Origin of the sequence: uncultured Granulicatella sp., assembly GCF_963516875.1 — a bacterium.
Classification (GTDB): Bacteria; Bacillota; Bacilli; order Lactobacillales; family Aerococcaceae; genus Granulicatella.
On the sequence record NZ_CAUQCL010000003.1, the window covers coordinates 116510 to 135084 of the forward strand.

Sequence of the window (18575 nt, forward strand, 5' to 3'; positions counted from 1 at the left end):
GGTGATACCAGTAAAACCAGAGGGTGTACAAGCAACACCTGAACAATGGCAAGCAATTTGGCAAAGAGGCGATCATTTATTAGTTTCTGCTTCTGCCGGATCAGGAAAAACTAAAGTATTAGTCGACCGAATTATGGGATATATCGAAGATGGAGTTAATATTGATTCATTATTAATTGTGACTTTTACTGAAGCTGCTGCAAAAGAAATGAAAGAACGTCTGCGTACTAATTTAGAAAAAGCAATTACAAAAGAAATAGATATTACTAAGAAGCATATGTATATCAAACAACTAAGTTTATTACCAAATGCTACAATTTCTACCATTCATAGTTTCTGTATGAAAGTTATTCGTCGTTATTTCTATTTAAGTCAGTTAGACCCTGTATTTTCACTATTAAATGAAGTAGAGGGGACTTTATTAAAAGAAAAAGTATGGCGAAACATACAAGATGAATTATTAGAAGAACATTCTTGGATGGATGGTTTAATGCGCTATTTTTCTAGCGATCGTAATGATGATGGATTTACAACATTAGTTTATCAACTATATGATTTTTCACGTTCAAAACCAAATCCAAAACAATGGATTTCTTCTTTAGCAGATTTATATGAAACAAAGGATGAATATGGTGAAATTCCTATTATAAAGGATCAATTTGCACCTTATATTATCGAAGAATTAAAGTATTTAGTTTCTGCCTATGATGAATTAATTAAATTAGCTGAAGTAACTGGATTTGAAAAGTGTAAAGATGTGGTTGAAGCTGATGCTCAAAAAATCCAAGAAGTGTATGCAGCATTTGCAAGTGGTAATTACACTGCAGCCAATACATTAGCTCAAGAGGTGAAGTTTGACCGTTTCCCAACTGTTCCTAAAAAAGATGAAATTACAGATAGAGAAGCAGTACAGGCCATTAAACGTAAAAGAGATAGCTTAAAGAAACATTGGGAAGATCAAGTATTAGCAACTGCATTTTTCGAGTCACCTGAAGTTCAAATGAAGCATTTAAGAGAAATATATCCGATGATGTTGCATTTATCTCAAGTTGTCTTGAAATTCTATGAAGCTTTCCAATTAGAAAAGAAAACCTCTAATAAAATTGACTTCTCTGACTTAGAACATGATACATTATCCATTCTTTCTACTGAGAAAAATGGAGTTCTAATTGCTAAAAAATATTATCAAGATTTATTTACCGAAGTTTTAATTGATGAATATCAAGACGTAAACCGTGTTCAAGAAGCCATTTTAACAAGTGTGGCTAAAGAGAATAATCTCTTCATGGTAGGAGACGTGAAACAATCGATTTATGCCTTTCGTTTAGCAGATCCATCTTTATTTAGAGATAAATATGAAGCCTATGCAGATGAAAATGGTGGTAAACGAATTATTTTAGCTGAAAACTTCCGTTCTAGAGATCAAGTATTGTCGTTTACCAACTTAATTTTTAGACAAATTATGGACCATGAATTAGGTCAAATTGACTATGACGATGATGCCGCTCTAAAAACTGGAAACATAAATTATTCAAAAGACACGGATAAATTTAGCGAATGCTATATTATTCAAAATTCTAATTTGAACGATGAGGAAGAAGAAACATCTGAATTAGAGACAGAAAGTATGATTGATAGTTCAGCTACTGCAGAAGTTCATTTTATTGCGGGTAAAATTAAAGAATTGATGGCTAATCAATTTGAAATAATGCATGAAGAAAGTACAAAGGAAAACCCGAAAAAACGACCAATACAATATAAAGATATTGTTATTTTAGCTCCAACAAAGGCTAATAATGGATTAATTGAAGAAATTTTTACTCAATATCAAATTCCTGTTTTAGTGCAAAAAAATCTTCAATATTTTAAACGAACAGAAATTGCCATTATGATGTCTGCTCTAAAAATTATTGATAATCCTACTCAAGATATTCCATTTGTTGCAGTATTACGTTCAGGAATCGTTGGATTAGATGAAATAGCATTGGCTCATATTCGTAAAAACAATAAATCTTGTTCGTTTTACGAAGCTTGCGTACAATTTGTGGAGCATTTTAAATTAGAAGAAGTAACTTATTACGATAGTACTCAACAACAGCAATTAAAAGAACGTATAAAATTATTCTTAGAACAGTTAGAATCTTGGCGAGATATTGCGAACCATCAATCCATTAGTACGCTTATTTGGCAAATTTATATGGATACGAACTATTTAACATATGTACATGGTCAATCTGTTGGACAACAACGTGTCTTGAATTTACATGCCTTGTATAAGTATGCAAAAGATTTCGAAGATTCTAGCTTTAAAGGTTTGCGTAATTTTGTTCGATTTATTCAACAAATGCAGTATAAAAAACAAGATTTAGAAGAACCTACTCAAATTTCTGATGAAGAAGATGCAGTACGTGTCATGACGATCCATGCTAGTAAGGGATTAGAATATCCAGTTGTATTTTTAATGAATGCTGGAAAGAAATTTAACCAACAAGATATTCGTCAACAAGCCATTCGTAGTGATGAATTAGGAGTAGGCGTTAAATATTTACAACTTCCTGAAAGAATTCAATGGACAACTATTCCATATGTAATGGCTTATAAAGCAGAGAAAAATAAATTACTATCTGAAGAAATGAGAAAATTATACGTAGCAATGACTCGTGCACGTGAAAAACTCATTATTGTCGGTTCTTTAAAGGATTTTGAAAAATTTAAAGAAGAACATTCTATGATAGATGAATTGAATGAAGAAGTATTACCATTTGCGCTTCGTTATCATGTTGATAATTATTTAACTTGGATTTTAATGGCTACAATGAGAAAACAAGAGAAAGTTCCATTTCATCAAGAAGTGATTGAATTTGAACAAATTAAAAAGAATGCTCTCAATTGGATACAAGAAACTGAAACAGTTTCTATGAATGAAGAAGAGTGGTTACAAAAGAAACCAGTAGAGAATACAGTTAAAAATCTTCCAAAACTACTAGAAGAATTAAAACAAACATATCCTTATATATTAGCATCAACAACTGCAAGTTATCAAAGTGTATCTGAAATTAAACGGATGAATGAAGAACCAGATGTGAACCAATTACCTCATTTAGAAGAACAAACTCAACAAACAGATAAACCTGTTCAACAATATGTTTATTTAACGTCTGAATTAACGAAACCAAGCTTTATAGAGTCTAAACAAAAAGTTTCAGCTGCAGAACGTGGAAGCGGTTTACATTTATTAATGCAAAAATTGGACTTAACCAAGGAAATTACACCTGAATTCATTCAGGAAACAATTCAACAATTAGTTGAGACACAATTCTTAGAAAAAGAAGTTGCTGCAGTGATTCCAGTTGACCAAGTTTATCATTTCTTCCAAAGTGAATTTGGACAATGGATACAGGAACATCAAACATTATTAAACCGTGAACAAGCATTTTCGCATGTTGTAACAGCAAAACGAATCTTTAAACATTTACCAGATAATGAAGATTCGATGTTGATTCACGGGATTATAGACGGATTTGTGGAATTAGATGATGAGATTATTTTATTTGATTATAAGACAGATCATGTGGTTCCGACACAAAAAGGAATCCAGAAAGTCGTTGATAAGTATAAACAGCAATTGAATTTATATGCTGAAGCATTAGAAACCAGTTATCAAAAGAAAGTTACAAAACGTATGTTATGTTTATTATCGATTGGTCAATCCATTGATATTTCTAATGTTTAATGCCATGGTAAAAGGACGTTCGTGAGGAGCGTCCTTTTATGTTAGTTTGGATGGTGGTGGAGGATTGGAATAATTTTATATAGGTAACTTTTTTTAATATATATTATGTAAACCTAGATATCGTTCAAAATATTCCTTTGTTGTATCAAGTACGCCAGCAGCCAGCTAAAGCTGTCTCATGGCTAAAATTTGAGCCTTGGTCTCAAATTTTGCTGTAAAAGAATCCTCTGGATTCTTTTACTTTTGATACTACAAAAAATATTTCTCACTTTTAACGTTATCCATTATAACTTTAGCTACGGTATCCATTATTTCTCACTTTTTACGTAATCAGTTAAGAACTTCTGATACTGTGCCAAATATTTACCTTATATGTACGATAGCTTGCTTAATTTTGGGGTTAATCGTATAATGTGTTTTGTATTTTATTTGTTAAAGGATGGTTTTGGATGAAATTTAATGAGGAAAGTCCTTTTTGGCGTTTTGCTACGATGTTGGCGGACTTTATTTTGTTGAACTTATTAGTGATTGTAATTAGTATTCCTATTGTTACGATTGGGCCTGTGTTAGCGGCTTTGTTTTATACAATGATGAAGTTTTCTGAAAATGAATATGGTTATTTAGTGAAAACGTTCTGGAATGAATTGAAACATCTTTTCTTTGTACGAGTTGCTGTTTCTTTAATTTATACAGCAATCATTGCAGCAACTGTATATGTAATTCAATTTTGGTATAGTTTCCAAAATATTTTTGGTATGATGTTAGCCATAATTTTCTTTTTATTCTTATGTATGACGATCACAGCCATGTTGATTTCATTAGCAAGAACTCAGTATTTTGGTACGATTAAGAATTATATTCGTGATGGATATTTATTTATTTTTATTTCTTTAAAAGAAGCTGTTGCTATTTTAGCAATTCCAGTTCTTTTAATTGGCTTTAGTATTTTTCAAGAAACGGTTTTATATTTCATGGGAATTATCGGAATTTCATTAATGGGATATGCTTTAGCACCATTGTTTCATAAAATGTTTTCAAAAGTAGAAAAAAAGCATGAAGTTTAATCCTTCATGCTTTTTGTTTTATCCTCGTGCTAAGTGAGTACGAATTTTCGTTGACAAATATTCAATCACTAATACTAATACAATTAATCCGCATAGGATAGCCCCTACTTCATGCCATTTATAGGCTGTCATCGCAAAGATTAATGGAGCACCGATACCACCGGCACCTACCATCCCTAAAACAGTTGCATCTCTTAAGTTCATATCAAAACGATAAATGACTGTAGAAATGAATGCAGGAATTAGTTGTGGTAAAATCCCAAAACGAATTTTTTGATAGAAATTACATCCACTAGCATCTAATGATTCCAAAATCTTATAATCTAAGTCTTCAATTGCTTCAATATACAATTTAGAAATCATCCCAATGGATGCTACTGACATTGTAAGTAATCCTGTAAAAGCACCTGGGCCTGTTACACGAATAAACATTAACCCATAAATTAATGTTGGAACAGTACGAATTGCCATAATGGCTGTACGTCCAATTACTGCTACCGGTTTTGGTACGATATTAGTTGCTGAAATAAATGAAAATGGAATAGCTAAAATAGCACCCACTAATGTTCCTAGAAATGCAATCGAAATTGTTTCTAATAATAAATATGGAACACCTTTTGTTGTAAAGTTTAATAATAACGATGTTTCAGGAGTTACAATTCCTTGTAAAATACTTTGAGAAATTTGTAATCCATTTTCTGGAATTTTACTTAATTCAATCGTAGATCCAGACCACGCAAAAATAATAATAAATAAGAATAAAACGCCTAATTGAACAATCCATGTACGAGGAGCTTTTTCATATTGTTTTAATACTGCTTCATTCATGTGTTTAACTCCCCTTCTATGTTAATTTCGTACGTAAGTAGTAACTTACCGATTCAATAATAACTACGGTAAAGAATAATGTCACTAAAATCATTCCTACATTACCATATTCACGCCAACCAAGATTTTCATTTAAAATAATCCCGATACCACCGGCACCAACATAACCTAAAATTGACGCATAACGAACATTTCCTTCAAAGCAGTATAATGAGCTAGCTAAGTAAGTTGGTAAAATTTGAGGAATAATCGCACTTGTAAATGCTTGACCTTTTGTTGCGCCTAAAGCTTCAGCTGCTTCAAAAGCTCCCATATCTACTGTTTCAATTTGTTCGTATAATTGTTTACCACAGTATGCAAAAGTATAAGTCGCAATAGCAAATGTACCTGCCATTGTTCCTAATCCAAAGATATAAGTTGCAATTAAGGCAGTTACAAGAGTTGGTAATGTACGAACCACACTTAAAAATAAACGACTTAAACTAATAATCCATTTACTTTTTACAATATTACTTGATGCAACAATCGCAAACGGAATAACTAAAATAGAGCCTAATAATGATCCTAATAATGACATTTTAATCGTATCAATTAATGGTTGCCAAATATTACTTGAATATTCCCAAGCTGGTGGAAACATACGACCGATAATAACAAAGAATTGAACACCACGTTGTAAAATAGTGTGTAAATTAAAACCTGTTACTTTACCAGAATAGTACATGGCAATTAATAACCCGATGATAACAAAAATCGTTTTTGATTTTGGTTCTTTTACAGTTGTACCATTTTTTAAAGTAAATTCTTTTGAAGCGAAGAGTTTATTATCCTTCATGTAACTCCTCCGCCTTTCCTTTATAGATTAAATCTAATACTTCTTTCGTTACTTGGCTACTTGGACCATCATAAACAATTTCTCCATCACGAATACCGATAATACGATCTGCATATTCTAAAGCTAATTCTACATGGTGGATATTTAGTAAAATAGAAATATTTAATTCTTGATTAATTTTTCTAAAGTCTTCCATTACACGTTTAGCTGTAATTGGGTCTAATGCTGCAACTGGTTCATCTGCTAAAATAATTTCAGGATTTTGGGCTAAAGTTCTTGCTAATGCAACACGTTGTTGTTGTCCCCCTGATAATTGGTCTGCACGGATAAATGCTTTATCAACAATCCCCACTTTATCTAAAGCTTCTAAAGCGTGTAATTTTTCTTCTTTTGTATAAATTCCAAATAATGAACGAACAAATGGAATATCTGGAACAATTGAAGTTAATACGTTTTTAATAACTGTTGTTCTTGTTACTAAGTTAAATGATTGGAAAATCATCCCTACTTTATTTCTACGGAATTTACGAAGAGATTTACCTTTTAATGAAGATACATTCGTACCATCTACTGTTAATGTTCCTTCTGTAATTTCAATCATACGGTTAATCGTACGAATTAATGTAGATTTACCAGCTCCTGATAAACCAATGATTGAAACAAATTCTCCTTGTTCAATTTCTAAATTAATATTTTTTAACCCTTTAACACCATTTGGATAGGTTTTTGAAACATTTTCAAATTTAATCATAATCTGTCCTCTTTCTCAAAAAAAGGGTCAGGATTTGCTCCTAACCCTCATTTGATCATCATTTCTTGTCTTACTTAGCTGCTTTTAATTTTTTTAGAACTTTTTGTGCTTCACGTTCTTTATCATAGTCAGCTGAATTAGCTTTCTTGTATCCTGAATGAGAGTAAATTTTAATGACTTCTTTACCTTCATCTGTACCAGCTAATTTAATCATCGCATTTGCGAAAGCTTCTTTAAACGCATCGTCTACAATTGGTGAAGATTTACTTACTGAAATTGTGTCATTATAAATATCTGGAGTTACACCAACAACATTTGTTTCTTTCCAAATTTCTTCAGAACGACCATACTCACTAGTCCATTTCTTAGCATAGTCATTACGTAAGTCAGCATAACCAACCATAATATCAATTTGTCCAGAAGCTAAACGAGCTGCTGATGAAGCGTAAGAATCAGATTGAACAACATTTTGTAAATCTGAGATATTCTTACCGAATTTATCTTGTAGCCATAATGTAGGATAGATATATCCTGAAGATGATGAAGTTCCTAAAACTCCCCAGTTTGCTGAATTTAAGTCTTCCCAAGAGATATCTTGTCCACTGTTTACTTTTTCAGCAATTGCTTTCCCTTTTTCAGTAGGACCAGCAATAATTAATCCTTTATATGAAGTAACTTGCTCACTAGAACGTTTTGATTCTTTACCATCGTTCCAATCTTTTGCATTAGAAGAATTTTTTTCTAATCCAGAACGTGTTGCTGTTAATAAAACATCAACTTCTTTATCGAATAACACATAAGTACCACCAGGAATGAAACCAACATCTGCAGTTCCAGATGCTAATGCTTCCCCAACAGCATCGAAGCTTGTACCAACATTGATATCAACATTGTTTACAGTATATCCTTCTGCTGCTAATTCCTTTTTCAATAATTCTTTCAATGGTTCAGTAGCTGTCACAATTGCTTCTGGATCACGTGAAGGTACAAAAGCCACTTTCAAAGTATCAATTGTTTTTGAGCCTTTTCCTTTAGATGAGCTAGAATCACTTGATTGACTAGAACAAGCTGCAAGTAAAGCTGCTGCTGATACTCCAAGTGCTAATTTTGACCAAAAAGATTTCTTCATAAAATATATCCCCCTAAGATATGTTTTCTACAAGATTGAAACTCTCAACCTCAATTACAATCATACAAAATACGAACGATAATTACAAGAGATTTCTATTGAAAAATACATTTTTTAACGAATTTTCATAAAATAAATTCATTTTCTAATTATGAAAACGTGTAAAACACGAACGTTATACTGATGAAAGCAGAAAAATCAAATAATTGCTAAATAATGAATCAAATAATTATTCGAAAACAATAATAATAACCGAACGTTTTTAATATTAACGTTCGGTTATTTTCGTTCTAATTTGAAAATCTATTTTGACCCTTTAGTTCTTCAGAATCTATTAAAAATACTGCAGATATAGTTGCAAGGTCGCCAGCAGCCTCGCTATGCGAGTCTCATGGCTAAACATCGAGCCTAGGTCTCGATGTTTCCCTGCAATACAAGTAGCTAATGCTACTTGTATTGCTTTTGCTGCTATTGAGTATTTTTAATAGATTCTGAATCTGTACGTAAAATATCTATTCTCTTATTTTGAGTCATAATAGCGATGCGCAAAATCTACACATTCTTTCATATCGAATAAATATACATTGCCTTCGTTGATTTTAATGTGATTAACAGTATACTGTTCCATAAAGTTTTTTTGAATTTCTAAGTAGTCATCATATATATCCAATTCAATATTTTTAAACGAAATCCATTTCTCTCCGTCTTCTGTTAATATTTTACTCTTTTCTTGAATGACTTCACGATTCAATCGATTTTCAGCTAAATGAAGTGACGTATTGGTTTCAAAATCAGTTCCAATCATTAATACTTTAGCTCCAGTGGAATACAGTCTTCCTAATGGTGATTCGTCTCCAAATGGAAAATCAATTGAATCGTGTCCAATAATTTCATTAGCCTTCTCTACTATTGCAGTAAAAGAATACATAGGATGATTACTCCGAATAGAATTAGGCAAAATACCAATAAAATGACTAAAAGCGCCCATAGCCTTACTATACGATAAATCCTTTGAATAAACAGGCATAGCATCACGAATTACATCATGCCACTCTTCTGGAACTGGTGGATATTGCCAACTAGCTGGATCAGAAATTTCAACCGTTTGAGAAGGCACAACAATCGTTCCCTTCTCACCGATAACTTCCTTTAACGCCAAATACAAAGCTTCCGCTCCACCAACCACATACCCTAATGAAGATAAAGAAGCATGAACTAATAAAGTATCTCCACTTTTAATTCCTAACTGAGAAAACTTATGTATTAAAACCTCTTTCGTAATTGGCGTAAAATTTTTATCAATAGACTTTTGCATATAAGAATACAACTATCTCACTCTCCCTTTTACGTATCGTTATCCTTATTTTAAACTGTTAGAAACTAAAAATAAATAGGATTCAGAATACATAGAAAATACTCCATAGTAGCAAAAGCAATAAAAGTAGCGATAGTTACTTTTATTGCAGGGAAAGTTCGAGACTACAGGCTCGAACTTTAGCCATGAGACTTGCAAAGCAAGGCTGCTGGCGATCTTGCTACTATATCAACAGTATTTTCAATGTATACTGAATCCGTACGTAAAAAACATCCCTAGATTACTCTAAGGATGTTACATTAAATTCTTCAATTATTTTTCTGGGAAATATGAACGTAAGAATTTGTTAGCGAAATGAATATCCTCTAACCAATTTTCTTGTCCAACATACCAGAATTCACCAGTGAAACGACGAACACCAATTGATAAGAAAGTGTCCACCATTCTCTTAAAGTCAATTTGTCCTGTTCCAAAAGGAATTTCACGATAATGTCCAGGAATTGTTTCTTTTAAGTGAGCAGCCACAATATGACCTTTCCCTAATTCGATATCTTCATAAACATTTTTTGCACCAGGTTCTAAAGAAGCATTTTTTAAGTTTCCTGAATCTGGATAAACTTGTAGATAAGGTGAATCTACTAAGTTTACAAAACGCATTGATTTTTCCACTGTATTCATAAATGGAGTTTCCATTGTTTCGAATCCTAAAACGATACCTTTTTGAGCTGCTAATAAAGTAGCTTTTTTCAAATTATCGATAAAGAATTCTAATGTATCCGCATCTCCTTCTTCATAGTATACATCATAACCAGCTAATTGAATGACACGAATTCCTAAGTCATCTGCTAATTCAATCGCTTTTTCCATGATTTCCATACTACGTTCACGTATAGATGCGTCATGTGATCCAAATGGATATTTACGATGTCCACTTAAACACATTGAACGAATAGATACGCCTGTTTCGTACATTGTTTGAACAAGTTCAAGACGTTCTTCTTTCGTCCACTCTAAACGAGCTAATTTTTCATCAGTTTCATCCACACTCATTTCTAAGAAATCGAATCCTGTAGCTTTAACTGTTTCTAACTTTTCTTTGAATGATAATGTGTTTGGCATTGATTTTTCATATAGTCCTAATTCGTACATGCTTAACTCCTACCCTTGTCCATAGTATGCATTGGCACCATGTTTACGTAAATAGTGCTTGTCTAAAATTGTTTGAGACATTGGTTGTAAGTTTGGATTTAATACTAAGTTATGCCAAGCCATATTAGCAACTTGTTCTAAAACAGTAATGTTATGAACTGCATCAAAAGCATCTTTACCCCAAGCAAATGGTCCATGGTTGAATACTAATACACCAGGAATTGCATTTGGATCTTTGTCTTTAAATGTTTCAACAATAACTTTACCTGTTTCTAACTCGTAAGCTCCTTTGATTTCTGCATCAGTCATTGCACGAGTACATGGGATTGTTCCATAGAAGTAGTCCCCTTGTGTTGTACCAAATGCAGGAATTTCTTGACCATTTTGAGCCATTGTAGTTGCCCAAGTTGAGTGAGTATGAACTACCCCTTTAACATCTGGGAAATTACGGTAAATTTCTAAGTGAGTATCTAAATCAGAAGATGGTTTTAAAGCTCCTTCAATTTTATTTCCATCGATATCTACAATAACGATATCTTCTGCTTTCATTACATCATAATCTACCCCTGAAGGTTTAATAGCGATCACGCCAGCTTCACGGTCGTATTCTGAAACATTACCCCAAGTAAATAATACTAAATTATGTTTAGGTAATAATAAGTTTGCTTCAAGAACACGTTGTTTTAACGCTTCATATGCCATGCTAAAAAGACTCCTTTTTATTAAAGCTCTAAAGCTGCTGAAATTTTTTCAGTCATTTCTTTTTCTGATAATAAGTTTTGTAAACCAACAATTTTAGTGTTTGGTAAATCTAATCCGTCGAAGATTTCTAATAATGCTTGAGAAACAACTACCATGTCATAGCTTTTAGCTGATGATTTTGCTTCTGATACTGCACAGTGATGTACTTCCAATGGAATATTTAATTTACGGAATACGTTTGTTAATTTCATTTTAATAATTTGGCTTGATCCCATTCCACTTCCACATGCTGCTAATACTTTCATTGATATCTCTCCTTTAGAATTTGATAACGGGTAAGTCATTCTTACCCGTTACCTATTTTATAATAAATTTTTTCTAATTAAAACTAATTAAGCTTGTTTATTTTCTAAATATGTTTCGTAATCTTCTGCAATTGTAAAGTAATGTTCTTTGTTACGACTGTATTGTAATTGAGGGATTGCTAAAAGAATAATTAATACGATACCTAATCCAATGTATTGGAAGTGTTGCATTAAGAATCCAAATCCTACCCATACTGTATCCCAGTCGAAGTTACCATGCCATCCACCAAATGCTGCTAAACCGAATGCTCCAGCAGCAATAGCACCACCAAGAACTTGAATCACACCTGATAAGAATGACATAACTGAAGCAGCACGTAAACCACCTTTGTGGTTAGCATATACTGCAAATGTTGCGTTGTCGAAGAATACAGGAACGAAACCTGTAATGATTAATACTGGAGATTTAAACACGATTAATCCTAAGATTGCTACTACTTGTCCTAAAACCCCGAATAAGAAACCAACTGTTACAGCGTTTGGTGAACCAAATCCGTATACAGCAGCACAGTCAACGGCTGGCATAGAACCTGGTAATAATTTGTTAGAGATACCTTGGAACGCTTCTGATAACTCAGCAACGAATAAACGAACCCCTAATTGTAAAATTTGTACATATACTGTAAATGTTAAAGCAATTTGTAAAATATAGAAGAAGAAGTTGTCGCCTTCTTTTAATGTAGCCATTTTGAATTTAGAAGCCATCACTACGATTTCTTGACCGTTTACGCCTACTAAGTAATCTTTACCTAATACTAATAAGATAGCTCCGAAGAATACTACCATTAAGATAGAAGTTGCTACGATTGATTCTTTAAAGATTGATAAGAATCCTGGTAATTCTAAATCTTCAATTTTCTTGTCGTTTTTACCAGAGAATTTGTGTGCAAATTTGTCTACTAACCAAACCCCAAACATTTGTTGGTGACCAATTGCGAATCCGCCACCTTCTGTTAATTCTTGAGTTGCTTCTACAGTTAAGTTAGCTGCTACTGCCCAATAAACCCCTAATACGATACCTAATAAAACAACAAATTGTAATTGTTGTACATTGTCACCTAAAGCTAATGCCATTAACCAAGTAGCTGTAGCTGATTGTTGTACCATGATATGACCAGTGATGAAAACAGTACGTACTTTAGTTAATTTACGGAAAATTACAAGTGCTAAGTTAGTTAAGAATGCTACTAAAAGTACTTGTACTGTTAAACCAGTTGCATGACCAGCTTGTTTTAAAGCTGCTTCTGCTGCTGCTTGACCAAAATATGGGTCAATAACTGCTGCTTGTAAACCGAAACGGTCACCTAATGCTGCTAATACTGGACGGAAGTTTGAAACTAATCCACCAGCCGCTACGTTTAAGATCATATAACCAACAACTGCTTTAATAAAACCAGCTAATGCGTCATACCATTTACGACCTAATAATAAGTAACCTACTAATACAATTAAACCTACAAAGTATTGAGGTTTAGTAAAAATGTTTGTATAGAAAAATTGCCAAAAACCAAATAAGAATTCCATATTATTCACCTATTCCTTGTAAAATATTTTCTAGATCTTCTTTTGAACGTGCATTAACAAAAGCATTGATGATATTTTCATCTTCAACTAATGTTACAAGTTCTGATAAATTGCCTAAATGTTTTTCATTGTCAGTTGAAGCTAAAACAAAGAATAAACGAGGTTTATATTCAGAACTAGGTCCGAAGTCAACTGCCTCTTCAACGTTCATGAAGGCAACCGCTGTTTCGTTAACACCTTTTCCTTCTTGTGCATGTGGAATGCAAATTTCTGGTGCGATTACAATGTATGGACCAAATTCATGAACATTATTAATAATGTAACCTGAATAGTCAGCTGTAATAATGTTTTGGTCTAACAATGGTTGACACGCTGTGCGAATCGCATCTTCCCAAGAAGAAAAACCTTTTTGGAAACTAAAACGATTGTTTTGAATAATTTCTTTTAACACTGATAAAACTCCTTTTTGACGATTTTAGTTAAGAAATCGTATTCATCCATAGTTTAAGATTTGACCGTTACCGTAGTAACGGTCAATCGGATGTTGATATTATAAGAATGATGGGAATGGTACGTCGTTTTCTACTGAGAATACGTCGTCAAATCCACGGTAGAAGTTAAATTCTAATTTATCTTTATCTGTTGGATAAGTGTATTTACCACCTACTTGCCAAATGAATGGTTTGAATTTATATTCTAAGCGATCTTTTTTGAATTTCCAGATTTCTGTAATTTCTTTAGGATCTGCTTGGAAGTTAGCCCAGATATCATAGTGAACTGGAATAACAACTTTAGCGTTTAATGATTCAGCCATACGTAACATATCAACTGAAGTTACTTTATCTGTGATACCACGAGGGTTTTCACCGTACGCTCCTAAGCACACATCGATTTCATGTTCGTTACCATGTTTAGCAAACATGTTTGAGTAGTGAGAGTCACCAGCATGGTATAAGTTACCACCACTTGTTTTGAATAAGTAGTTAACTGCGATTTCGTCCATATCTTGAGGCATTTTACCTTTTAATACTTCGCCATCTTTAGCAGTTACTAAAGCTGTACGGTCAAATGCTTCTAAAGCTACGATTTCGATATCTTTAATTTTCACTGAGTCTCCTGGATGTACAACGATTGTACGTTCAGCTGGAACTCCCCAACCTAACCAAGTGTTTACTACTTCTTGTGGTCCAACGAATTTAGCTTCTGGACAGTTGTTCGCAACTGCTGCTGCTGTATTGATATCTAAGTGGTCTGAGTGAATATGAGTTACTACTAAAGCATCTACATTTTTCACTTCAAATGGATCGATAACAAATGGTTGTGTACGTAAGTTTGGTTGTAAGTTTTGGCAACCGCTCATACGTTGCATTTGGTGTCCAGTTTTCATTTTTCCGTTTCCGTGGCTACGTTTACCAGTTCCACACCATAAGTCACATAGGATATTAGTGTTTTTTTCTGATTTTAACCAGATACCTGTACATCCTAACCACCACATAGCAAATGTTCCTGGTTTAACTTCCTCACGTTCGATTTCTTCGTTTAACCATGTACCCCATTCTGGGAATGTTGATAGAATCCATGATTCTTTTGTTACATCTTTAATGTTTGCCATTATTCTTTCTTTCCTTCCTTGAGATTAGCCCCAAATTCTTCTAATTTCTTCTTTAAATTCACGAGCTGATTGTGCAGGATTTTCTGTAGCATAAATTCCACGTCCAGCAATGAATGTATAAATATCGATACCTTCGAATACTTTCAATGTATCTTTTGTTAATCCACCAGTTGCAGAAACTTTGAATCCCATCTCAATTAAACGTTTGATTTTGTTCAAGTCACTTTCTGTCCAAGTTGCTCCAGCGAATAGAGCATCACGACTTTGGTGATAGATGACTTGGTCGATACCAGCTTCACGCCATTGCTCTGCTTGTTCAAATGTCCAATCACCATATAATTCTACTTGTAAAGTGCCAATTTCTTTTTGAGCAGCTTTCATTGTAGGAATGGTAGCACAGCAAATGACAGTCATCCAGTCGGCACCAGCATCTTTACAGTTTTTAGCAACTGTTGATCCAGCATCGGCACATTTTGTATCTGCAATGACAACTTTATCAGGGAATACATTACGTAAGCATTTAATTGCTTTGTCCCCTTCATTCAAGATTAAAATTGTACCAGCTTCGATAATGTCTACTTCATTACCAACAGCAAGTGCATCTTTTAACGCATCTTCGATACGTAAATGGTCTAATGCAACTTGTAAATTTGGAATTGCCATTTTGTCATTCTCCTTTTCTCTCTCAGGGCTTTTGCCACACAAAAATTTGAAACAATCATAAACTTTAAGACGTCTCTTAAATAATGATTATTTCATAACTACTAGTAATTATTCATGTAAATATTATAATATAAAACGTTTTCTACAACAATGTTTCTCAGTTAACTAATCTTTTATTAAGTTTTATGAACGTTTTCATTTTTATGATTTTTTTGATAAAATCCTTTATTTATAAGATTTCTTTAAGATTATTTGTAAAATATTTATCGAAAATCTTGCAAAATACAACTTTCTACTTCATACTGTTTGAGTAATCTATTTTTTAAGGAGTTTCATATGATTTATAAAGTTACGATATTTATTGTACGTATATTACTGATATTATTAAATGGGTTTTCAAAGGTAATGGGGCGTGAGAATTTGCCTGTAGATACGGGTTATGTGATTGTTGCTCCGCATCGTTCTTGGTTAGATCCTGTTCTAATAGCCATTGCGGTTTATCCGAAGTCTTTAGTGTTGATGGCAAAGCAAGAGTTATTTAAGCCTAAGCCATTTGGTTGGTTTATCCGTCAGTTAGGAGCGTTTCCTGTGAATCGTGAGAAGCCTGGTCCGAGTGCGATTAAGCATCCGGTTACTCAGATTAAGGAACATCAGAAAGCTCTAGTGATTTTCCCAACGGGTACTCGCTACTCTAATGAAATGAAAGGTGGGGCTGTAACGATTGCTCGTATGGCAAAAGCTCCGATTGTACCAATCGTTTATCAAGGTCCTTTTACTTTTATGAACATTTTGAAACGTCAAAAGATGTTTGTAAAAATTGGGGAACCAATTCATTTACCAGAGGGACGTTTATCTAAGGAAGAATTAGCGCAATATGATGAATTGTTAATTCAAAAATTCGATGAATTGGATAAAGAGATTAATCCTAATTTTGTATACGTGATTCCTGAGAAGAAACGTAAATAGGAATTGACTTCTAATAAAATAAAAGCAAGAACTTCCACTCTTACAGTGAGGACGGCAGCAGCCCCTGCGGGTCTCATGCCTAAAAATCGAGCCTCGGTCTCAATTTTTCCTTTGTAATAATCATGTCTGATTATTACTGCCACTGTAGAGTGGAATTCTTGCTTTTTTTAGGGCGTATAATGCGTTTCTTAACGTTCATCTTTAATGTGATGCTTCTTAAATAATTCTTCTATTTCTTTCGCATCTCTGACTACTCTTACATTAGATATATCTTCTAAATGAAATTTTCCATTATTTTCAAGGGCATGCACAAGACTGTCTATTGATTCTTTATTAAACATTTTTGTTGTTACAAAACTATTTGTCGCCATGATAATATACTTCCTTTAATTTTATTCTTTAAAAATTAACCTAAAAAATCTGGATCATTTAATAATTCTAAAGTTCTATGATACGCTTTTTCATACATTTGCATATGGTTAGCTAAAGCTTCTTCGTATCCTTCTTTTGCTATTTCGAGGAATGCGTATGCTATTTTTAGATTCGTTTGTAAAATACCATCTTTCATATGTGCTTGTCCTAATGTTAAGCATAAACTTGGATAGTGTAGTAGAAACTCATGATTTTTAATATCGTATACATCATATTCTTTACTACCTATTAATTCAAATACAGCATTTTTGAAATAAAAAATTGCTCTTTCGTCATCTTTATATCCCAATTTATCACTTTGAAAAATGCTCCCTAGTTTATAAAGTGCATCAATATTTCCCATTGAAGCGGCAATTTCAAAATACGTAATAGCTAAATTGATATTTCGTTCAATTGCTCGTCCATAAAGATAACAATATCCTAGATTAGCAATTGCTTGTGTTTCACCCAGTGTGGCTGCAATTCGATAATATTCCACCGCTTCTTGGTATTCTTCTCTCGAATAAGCTCTAGCTCCTTTATCTGTAAAATATTCTGCATCATCATTATAAAGTGCTTGTTTATCTGTCTGTGTTAACTGAAACATTGTTCCGCCTCTTCTCTAAACTTTTATCATCTAAACTCATTATATCACAAAGTGTAAGAATGAGTTTATATTTAGATATCTGACGACACAATCAACTATATAAAAACAAGAATTACCATTCTACAGTGGCTGTGATAATCAAGTATGGTTATCACTAAGGAAAATTTGAGACCTAGGCTCAAATTTTAGGCATGAGACCGTAGGGCTGCTGCCGTCCTCACTGTGGCAATGGTAATTCTTGTTTTTAATTGTACGTGAAATAATCTTTTCATTTTAAATTAATTCGTAGTTTCATTATAATAAAGAAAACTAAAAGGAGATGGTTTAAATGCAAAATAATTTTGTTGAATTTGAAATTGAGATTGATTCAACTTTAAAAGAAGAAGCAACTAAAGTACTTTCTAAACAAGGTCTTGATTTAAATACTGCTATTAATATGTTCTTTGACTATTGTGCTTCACATGGTAAATTACCTACTGCAGTAGAACAACAATTACCATTCTACAGTGCCAGTGATAATCAAATATGATTATCACAAAGGAAAAATCGAGACCAAGGCTCGAATTTTAGGCATGAGACCGTAGGGCTGCTGCCGTCCTCACTGTAGCAATGGTAATTCTTGCTTTTTTTGACGTAAAAAAAGAGCAGACATGGTCTACTCTTCTACTGAATTATTTTTTAGCATTTTTCTTTGCTTGTGCTTTCATTGAAGCAGCAATTTGACGAACTTTTTGTTCGGATGGTTTTTGACCCATTTGAGTCATCATACTACGAATCATACTTTCATCAAATGGAGGATTTTCTAGAAAGTAATTCATCATTGTTTTACGTGCAATAAAGAATCCACCGATTGCTCCTAAGATAGCAGCTACAACGACGATTAAAATCCATACACTTGTACTCATGTAAGTTCTCTCCCTT

Annotated in this window: 19 protein-coding genes; 4 read left to right on the plus strand and 15 right to left on the minus strand. The window is 33.2% G+C overall.

The window, feature by feature from the left end; genetic code table 11:
* The first annotated feature begins 1 nt into the window (after position 1).
* The gene (addA, locus tag RWM24_RS02240) at positions 2 to 3733 is read left to right on the plus strand and encodes a helicase-exonuclease AddAB subunit AddA (protein ID WP_314111117.1); all 3732 of its coding nucleotides are present in this window, start codon (positions 2 to 4) and stop codon (positions 3731 to 3733) included.
* Positions 3734 to 4182: 449 nt separating this feature from the next.
* Positions 4183 to 4797: a DUF624 domain-containing protein gene (locus RWM24_RS02245; protein ID WP_314111118.1), complete on the plus strand. Its 615-nt coding sequence runs from the start codon at positions 4183 to 4185 to the stop codon at positions 4795 to 4797.
* 18 nt (positions 4798 to 4815) lie between these two features.
* Here RWM24_RS02245 and phnE (RWM24_RS02250) read toward each other — a convergent pair whose 3' ends face one another.
* From phnE (RWM24_RS02250) to RWM24_RS02305, 12 genes are all read right to left on the minus strand, one after another.
* Entirely contained in the window at positions 4816 to 5625 is an 810-nt protein-coding gene (gene phnE, locus RWM24_RS02250) for a phosphonate ABC transporter, permease protein PhnE (protein WP_314111120.1), read from the minus strand.
* Positions 5626 to 5641: 16 nt separating this feature from the next.
* On the minus strand, positions 5642 to 6460 hold the full coding sequence (gene phnE, locus RWM24_RS02255) for a phosphonate ABC transporter, permease protein PhnE (protein WP_314111122.1): 819 nt from the start codon (positions 6458 to 6460) through the stop codon (positions 5642 to 5644).
* On the minus strand, positions 6450 to 7211 hold the full coding sequence (gene phnC / locus RWM24_RS02260; RefSeq protein ID WP_314111124.1) for a phosphonate ABC transporter ATP-binding protein: 762 nt from the start codon (positions 7209 to 7211) through the stop codon (positions 6450 to 6452). Before phnC ends, phnE (RWM24_RS02255) begins: the two co-directional genes overlap by 11 nt.
* Before the next feature lie 70 nt (positions 7212 to 7281).
* Positions 7282 to 8340 carry a PhnD/SsuA/transferrin family substrate-binding protein gene (locus tag RWM24_RS02265; RefSeq protein ID WP_314111126.1) on the minus strand — a complete coding sequence of 353 codons (1059 nt, stop codon included), beginning with the start codon at positions 8338 to 8340 and terminating at the stop codon, positions 7282 to 7284.
* A gap of 520 nt (positions 8341 to 8860) precedes the next feature.
* Positions 8861 to 9667: an AAC(3) family N-acetyltransferase gene (locus RWM24_RS02270; RefSeq protein ID WP_314111128.1), complete on the minus strand. Its 807-nt coding sequence runs from the start codon at positions 9665 to 9667 to the stop codon at positions 8861 to 8863.
* Positions 9668 to 9967: 300 nt separating this feature from the next.
* Positions 9968 to 10804, minus strand: coding sequence for an L-ribulose-5-phosphate 3-epimerase (locus RWM24_RS02275; RefSeq protein WP_314111129.1), 837 nt, complete (start codon positions 10802 to 10804; stop codon positions 9968 to 9970).
* Between the two features lie 9 nt (positions 10805 to 10813).
* Positions 10814 to 11506 (minus strand): L-ribulose-5-phosphate 4-epimerase, encoded by a 693-nt coding sequence (locus RWM24_RS02280; protein WP_314111131.1) that lies wholly within the window; start codon positions 11504 to 11506, stop codon positions 10814 to 10816.
* Between the two features lie 20 nt (positions 11507 to 11526).
* Positions 11527 to 11811: a PTS sugar transporter subunit IIB gene (locus tag RWM24_RS02285; RefSeq protein ID WP_314111133.1), complete on the minus strand. Its 285-nt coding sequence runs from the start codon at positions 11809 to 11811 to the stop codon at positions 11527 to 11529.
* A gap of 87 nt (positions 11812 to 11898) precedes the next feature.
* Complete coding sequence (locus RWM24_RS02290; RefSeq protein WP_314111134.1) at positions 11899 to 13395, minus strand: PTS ascorbate transporter subunit IIC; 1497 nt, start codon at positions 13393 to 13395, stop codon at positions 11899 to 11901.
* A gap of 1 nt (position 13396) precedes the next feature.
* Positions 13397 to 13846, minus strand: a complete 450-nt coding sequence (locus RWM24_RS02295) for a PTS sugar transporter subunit IIA (protein WP_314111135.1) — start codon at positions 13844 to 13846, stop codon at positions 13397 to 13399.
* Between the two features lie 99 nt (positions 13847 to 13945).
* The gene (ulaG, locus tag RWM24_RS02300) at positions 13946 to 15007 is read right to left on the minus strand and encodes an L-ascorbate 6-phosphate lactonase (protein ID WP_006702638.1); all 1062 of its coding nucleotides are present in this window, start codon (positions 15005 to 15007) and stop codon (positions 13946 to 13948) included.
* A gap of 24 nt (positions 15008 to 15031) precedes the next feature.
* The gene (locus RWM24_RS02305; protein ID WP_314077657.1) at positions 15032 to 15670 is read right to left on the minus strand and encodes a 3-keto-L-gulonate-6-phosphate decarboxylase UlaD; all 639 of its coding nucleotides are present in this window, start codon (positions 15668 to 15670) and stop codon (positions 15032 to 15034) included.
* 336 nt (positions 15671 to 16006) lie between these two features.
* Here RWM24_RS02305 and RWM24_RS02310 point away from each other — a divergent pair, with 336 nt between their 5' ends.
* Positions 16007 to 16636, plus strand: a complete 630-nt coding sequence (locus tag RWM24_RS02310; protein ID WP_314111136.1) for a 1-acyl-sn-glycerol-3-phosphate acyltransferase — start codon at positions 16007 to 16009, stop codon at positions 16634 to 16636.
* 188 nt (positions 16637 to 16824) lie between these two features.
* Here the strand turns inward: RWM24_RS02310 and RWM24_RS02315 are convergent, their stop codons facing one another.
* Together RWM24_RS02315 and RWM24_RS02320 are read right to left on the minus strand one after the other, a co-directional pair.
* Positions 16825 to 17007: a hypothetical protein gene (locus RWM24_RS02315; protein WP_314111137.1), complete on the minus strand. Its 183-nt coding sequence runs from the start codon at positions 17005 to 17007 to the stop codon at positions 16825 to 16827.
* Positions 17008 to 17042: 35 nt separating this feature from the next.
* Positions 17043 to 17654, minus strand: a complete 612-nt coding sequence (locus tag RWM24_RS02320) for a sel1 repeat family protein (RefSeq protein ID WP_314111138.1) — start codon at positions 17652 to 17654, stop codon at positions 17043 to 17045.
* A gap of 328 nt (positions 17655 to 17982) precedes the next feature.
* On the opposite strand from RWM24_RS02320, the gene RWM24_RS02325 reads away from it, so the two are divergent.
* Positions 17983 to 18183, plus strand: coding sequence for a type II toxin-antitoxin system RelB/DinJ family antitoxin (locus RWM24_RS02325; protein ID WP_314111139.1), 201 nt, complete (start codon positions 17983 to 17985; stop codon positions 18181 to 18183).
* Positions 18184 to 18325: 142 nt separating this feature from the next.
* Here RWM24_RS02325 and RWM24_RS02330 read toward each other — a convergent pair whose 3' ends face one another.
* The gene (locus RWM24_RS02330) at positions 18326 to 18559 is read right to left on the minus strand and encodes a YneF family protein (protein WP_314111140.1); all 234 of its coding nucleotides are present in this window, start codon (positions 18557 to 18559) and stop codon (positions 18326 to 18328) included.
* Between the last annotated feature and the right edge of the window lie 16 nt (positions 18560 to 18575).